The following is a 4411-nucleotide window of genomic DNA, read 5'->3' on the forward strand; positions in this document are numbered from 1 at the left end:
GCGGTTTATGAGTGATGAGGATATTCCGCTGACGAACAATGAGGCGGAACGAGCGCTGCGCGGCTATGTGCTGTGGCGCAAAGGAAGCTACGGCGTGTGCTCACATCGTGGCGAGTTGTTTCGCCAGCGTATCCTGTCGTTGGTGGAGACAGCCAAACGCTTGGGACGTTGTCCTCAGGAGTGGCTGCGCGCCATCGTCAAAGCCTGCATCGAGAAAACGGATTACCCCATCCCTGCCGAATTGTGTGCGTCAAGCCCCTGCCGGTGAACGGTTACACCACCATTTGCCCCATTTCACCATCAGTACTGATCTCGTCATCAATAAACCGGACGGCCACGCCCTGGTAACCGGTTACCTGGTGAAGTGCGTCCAGCACGAATGCAGTCGGGGGAGCCGCCTGAAAAATGCAAGCCCCAGCGCCGCAAGAAAGCCCCAGCGAACGACTTTTTCAGGTGGGGGCAGAGCCCGCCACACCGTCGTGGGATAGGCGTCTTTTTGCCGGCTCGCGACCACCCTCTTTGAAGCCAGTTTCCGCCGAGTTGCAGCGAAGCAAAAACCAAGGTCAAAACAGGCGTCTCAAAGGGGGTGGTCGCGCGTAGCGCAAGACGGTGTGGCCCTCTTTTCTGGCCGTGTGTAGGCGTCCAGCCGAAACGCTGCCAGAGGGCTCCACCAAAGGCGTCCAGCCAAAAGGGGAGCCCTTTCTTTATGTGACGCATAAGCAAACCGGGGGTGTAAGCCGGAATCCCAGAAAATTCCGCCGCTAAACCTCTAGGCTGACGTTTCCGTCTACATTCCTTATCCGACAGTGTTTTTCGTGCGTTTTCCACTCACATCTGAGCTTGTTTTTGCCCTGATATGGAAGGTATCGGGAAACAACTGTTTACCGACAACCCTCGCCAGTCCTAGCTTTGCTGGCCAGACGGAAAAATCTGGGATTTGGGCTTAGAACCCCAGTCATCCTCGTGATAAGCAGTCTCGATGGTGGGAAAGTGGGGCCAATGGCCCCAGTTTTTCGCCCCTCTCCCCACACCCCGCAATCAATTTCTAGTTTTGATGCTTCATATTCTTGCTTTGATGACTTATGGCACGACTGCCACCGCGCCCCCTGATCGTCCGCCTTCAACTCACGCTATGTACGGCTCATAAACTCGCCGCTACATAGCGTGGTCATTGGCTTGCCGCGATTTCACGCACATTTTGACAAACACATACATCACGCTGATTTTCCTGCGCTATCATTGTGGTGCAAATGAGCCTGTCACTCTCCAACGTGACCCTGCTACACCGGATACAGGTAACCGATCCGAGGCCAGCCCAATCAGGCAGCGCACTGAACCTCAACAGCTAAATGGAGAGACCCCCTAGGGTTCTGACGGGAACAGCTAAATCCCAGTGCCTTACCCGCACACTATCGGGTGACGTGATATGAGGCGAGATCGGTCCGAGCCCTCCACACGCAAACAGGAGAACAGGGGCGAATCGGCAGGGAAACCCGCCGCAGCTCTCGATTGATCGAGACTGTGTGTTCTTACAATCCTGTATGGAAAATCGATGCTTTTTGACCCCCTCACTGAGCTGGCCAGCCTGCGCCAGCAAACCGCCCTGATCCGTCAACAGCGCTATGTCCGCTCGCGGTTAGATCGCTATCGCGCCGAGCTGCTGGCACTGGCTGAGGCTGGCGCCACAACGGCAGAGCTACAACGGTGGCTGCGTGAGCGCCGTGTACGGGTGGTACACAGTACCGTCAGCCGCTGGCTGACTAAGCACGCGGGCCGCTAACCCATGGCGACCTTCCGTGCTCCTGCCGCTCAAGCGGCTCATGTGATGAAGGCCATGCAGGGTCATCACCTACGCTCTGTCGGCACTGTGCGTAACTACGAGCAGGGGCTCACCAGGGTGGCCGAGTGGATGCAGCAGGAACGCCTACCTGGTGGGCTACGGGCGATGACGCCGGAGCTGGCGATCAACTACCTAGAGCAGCGCGGGCAGGTGGTTGGCCAGAAGGCGCTCGATATGGAGCGCCAAGCGATGCAGGCGATGATGCAGCATGTCACCGGTCGGCTCGCGGTGGGCGGGCGCCTCCCTGTCATCAAAAGTGAACATGCGCAAGTGTTGACGGCCCGCGCCTACACCGCCGCTCAGGTCGCGTTGATTGCGGCCGCCCAAACTCCCCGCCATGGACTCGCTACCGAACTGGCCTACGCCGCAGGGTTACGGGCTCACGAGCTGCTGACCCTGCGCCAAGGTGCGGATCGGGCCGCCGATCACCGCCCTGCACTCGCCAGCAAATGGCAAGGCCGTGACGGGGTGATGTACACGGTTCACGGTAAGGGGGGGTTGGTGCGTGACGTGCTGTTGCCCCACGCTCTTGCCCAACGGCTGGAAGCCGTGCGCCTCGATGCGCCCACGTCGATCACCGATCGCGGTATTCATTACCTGTCCCACTACGACATCAGCGGCGGCCAACGCTGGAGTAATAGCGTCAGCGCGGCCAGTGTGCGCGTGCTCGGTTGGTCTACTGGCGCCCATGGTCTGCGCCACGCATACGCCCAACAACGCATGGCTGAACTGCAAGCCACCCTCAGCAGAGACGCCGCCCTCACCACCGTTAGCCAAGAGATGGGGCATTTTCGGCCAGAGATCACGGAGACCTACCTACGATGAGATGGCTACTACTGGGCACTGCCTTGGGGGGATTGGGGGCGCTGGGGTGGTGGCTGGATGGTCTGTTGGCGATGCGGGCATGGGTCGTGATGCAGCCCGCTGCCGAGCCCGAGATCACCCAAGGCTGGCGAGCCATCATCGCAGCATGGCCTATCGCCGCAGCTGGGGGGCTGCTCGGTGGGCTTAGCGCACTGACGACCCTTAGCTGGCTGCTCATCCGAGCGCAAGATCTCGACCATCAGCGCCAGCTGGCCAGCCTCAAAACCCAATGCCAACACGCACAACAACAGGCGGCCCATGCCGAGCAGCACGCTAACTCCGCACTTCAACACGAACGCGACCAACTGCAACAGCTGCGCACCCAAGCGATGGAGGCGATCAAGCAGGCCCAGTTACTACGCCAACAAGCCAACGCTGATCAAGTCGAGGCCAGTGAACGGATCGCCCACGGCTTGGCAGAACGTGACCAAGCCAATCGGCGAGCGCACCACGCCAGCGCCGCCTTTGCCCGTAAATCCCACCGCAACAAGAAAACAGCCCTCACCTAAATTGCAGTACTGCAATTTCTACGATCACGCTAGCAGTCAGCGCGATGTTAAGGGATAATCATATTTAAGTTTTGAAGATTCAAAAGGCGATATTGATGGAAGAGCTGCAAGCTAAGTGGACGTTTGACCAAGGGGGCTTTGCCAAAGCGCTGATCGCCCCTACCCCTATGGGTGCCGGCTACCATCTCCACCTGGTGAAGTTTGGCCGCCAAGCTGAAACCGTGGTGCTAGAGCGCCAGCGTGGTGGCTGGCGGGTATTCAAGAGCATCGATGCCGCAGCCAACACGGCAAACGCCATCGGCTTTAGGCGCATTGAAATAGACCTGAGCAGCCGATAGCGGTGACAAATGCCAGCAGTTTGCGAATCCTGCCCTAACGCTAGCATTTCGTACGTACGAAAAAACCAACCCCGCTCCGTGGACAACGCCCCCGCCCACAGGCCAAACAAACGGCCTGATGGACGGCCTACGGTGCGGGCGCTTGCCCACCTCGCCAAGGTTCTCTCTATGAAGGCTTTTTGAAACAAGAACGCCCCGTTGGGGCGCTGTTATCTGATAAGGCTTTGTTTTGATCACTCACGATCACGGCGGAGGTAATTGGACACACTGCCCGCCGAAATGTGCAGATCCTCGGCTATGTCGCGGTGGCTATAGCCCAGTGCCTTGAGCCTGAGTACATCGAGTAACAAGTCATGGCGAGCCTTACCGCTATTGCTTGGCCTCCCACCGCCTTTGGATAGCTTCCCCCTACGCGCCCCCCCTTAGCCCCTCGATGCGCCTGTACTTGGCTAAACCCTGCGGGGGTGAATCGGTTCCATACCCAGCGGGCGATGTAACCGTTCACCGGCAGGGGCTTGACGCACACAATTCGGCAGGGATGGGGTAATCCGTTTTCTCGATGCAGGCTTTGACGATGGCGCGCAGCCACTCCTGAGGACAACGTCCCAAGCGTTTGGCTGTCTCCACCAACGACAGGATCCGCTGGCGAAACAACTCGCCACGATGTGAGCACACGCCGTAGCTTCCTTTGCGCCACAGCACATAGCCGCGCAGCGCTCGCTCTGCCTCATTGTTCGTCAGCGGGATATCGTCATCACTCATAAACCGCCACAGCATCTCGTCATCCTTGATGAGCCACTCGCAGCGCCCCCGATAGCGCTTCGAGCAAAGCACCGCTCCTTGCTCTAACTGCCTTCGCC

At 58.9% G+C, this 4411-nt stretch carries 7 protein-coding genes; 5 read left to right on the forward strand and 2 right to left on the reverse strand.

Features of this window, described 5'->3' with window-relative positions; genetic code table 11:
- The 5 genes from CUC53_RS08495 to CUC53_RS08520 form a co-directional block, all read left to right on the forward strand.
- Positions 1-268 (forward strand): IS66 family transposase (locus CUC53_RS08495; RefSeq protein ID WP_157798232.1); only part of this gene is annotated, 268 nt, incomplete at its 5' end.
- A 1284-nt stretch (positions 269-1552) separates the two neighbouring features.
- A complete protein-coding gene (locus CUC53_RS08505) occupies positions 1553-1780 on the forward strand; it encodes a hypothetical protein (protein ID WP_100293755.1) in 228 nt (75 codons plus the stop codon).
- Positions 1781-1783: 3 nt separating this feature from the next.
- Positions 1784-2665 carry a site-specific integrase gene (locus CUC53_RS08510; protein ID WP_100293756.1) on the forward strand — a complete coding sequence of 294 codons (882 nt, stop codon included), beginning with the start codon at positions 1784-1786 and terminating at the stop codon, positions 2663-2665.
- Entirely contained in the window at positions 2662-3213 is a 552-nt protein-coding gene (locus CUC53_RS08515) for a hypothetical protein (protein ID WP_100293757.1), read from the forward strand. Before CUC53_RS08510 ends, CUC53_RS08515 begins: the two co-directional genes overlap by 4 nt.
- 95 nt (positions 3214-3308) lie before the next feature.
- Positions 3309-3551: a plasmid replication protein RepB gene (locus CUC53_RS08520; RefSeq protein ID WP_100293758.1), complete on the forward strand. Its 243-nt coding sequence runs from the start codon at positions 3309-3311 to the stop codon at positions 3549-3551.
- A gap of 233 nt (positions 3552-3784) precedes the next feature.
- Here the strand turns inward: CUC53_RS08520 and CUC53_RS19215 are convergent, their stop codons facing one another.
- Positions 3785-3901, reverse strand: a complete 117-nt coding sequence (locus CUC53_RS19215; protein WP_236757894.1) for a sigma factor-like helix-turn-helix DNA-binding protein — start codon at positions 3899-3901, stop codon at positions 3785-3787.
- A 151-nt stretch (positions 3902-4052) separates the two neighbouring features.
- A partial coding sequence (locus CUC53_RS08530) for an IS66 family transposase (RefSeq protein ID WP_157798233.1) occupies positions 4053-4411 on the reverse strand: 359 nt, incomplete at its 5' end.

It is taken from the genome of Aeromonas cavernicola (assembly GCF_002795305.1).
GTDB classification, from domain to species: domain Bacteria; phylum Pseudomonadota; class Gammaproteobacteria; order Enterobacterales; family Aeromonadaceae; genus Aeromonas; species Aeromonas cavernicola.

Coding starts and splice junctions, on each gene's coding strand:
- CUC53_RS08505 (WP_100293755.1), top strand. CDS start 1,553: ATGCTTTTTGACCCCCTCACTGAGCTGGCCAGCCTGCGCCAGCAAACC.
- CUC53_RS08510 (WP_100293756.1), top strand. CDS start 1,784: ATGGCGACCTTCCGTGCTCCTGCCGCTCAAGCGGCTCATGTGATGAAG.
- CUC53_RS08515 (WP_100293757.1), top strand. CDS start 2,662: ATGAGATGGCTACTACTGGGCACTGCCTTGGGGGGATTGGGGGCGCTG.
- CUC53_RS08520 (WP_100293758.1), top strand. CDS start 3,309: ATGGAAGAGCTGCAAGCTAAGTGGACGTTTGACCAAGGGGGCTTTGCC.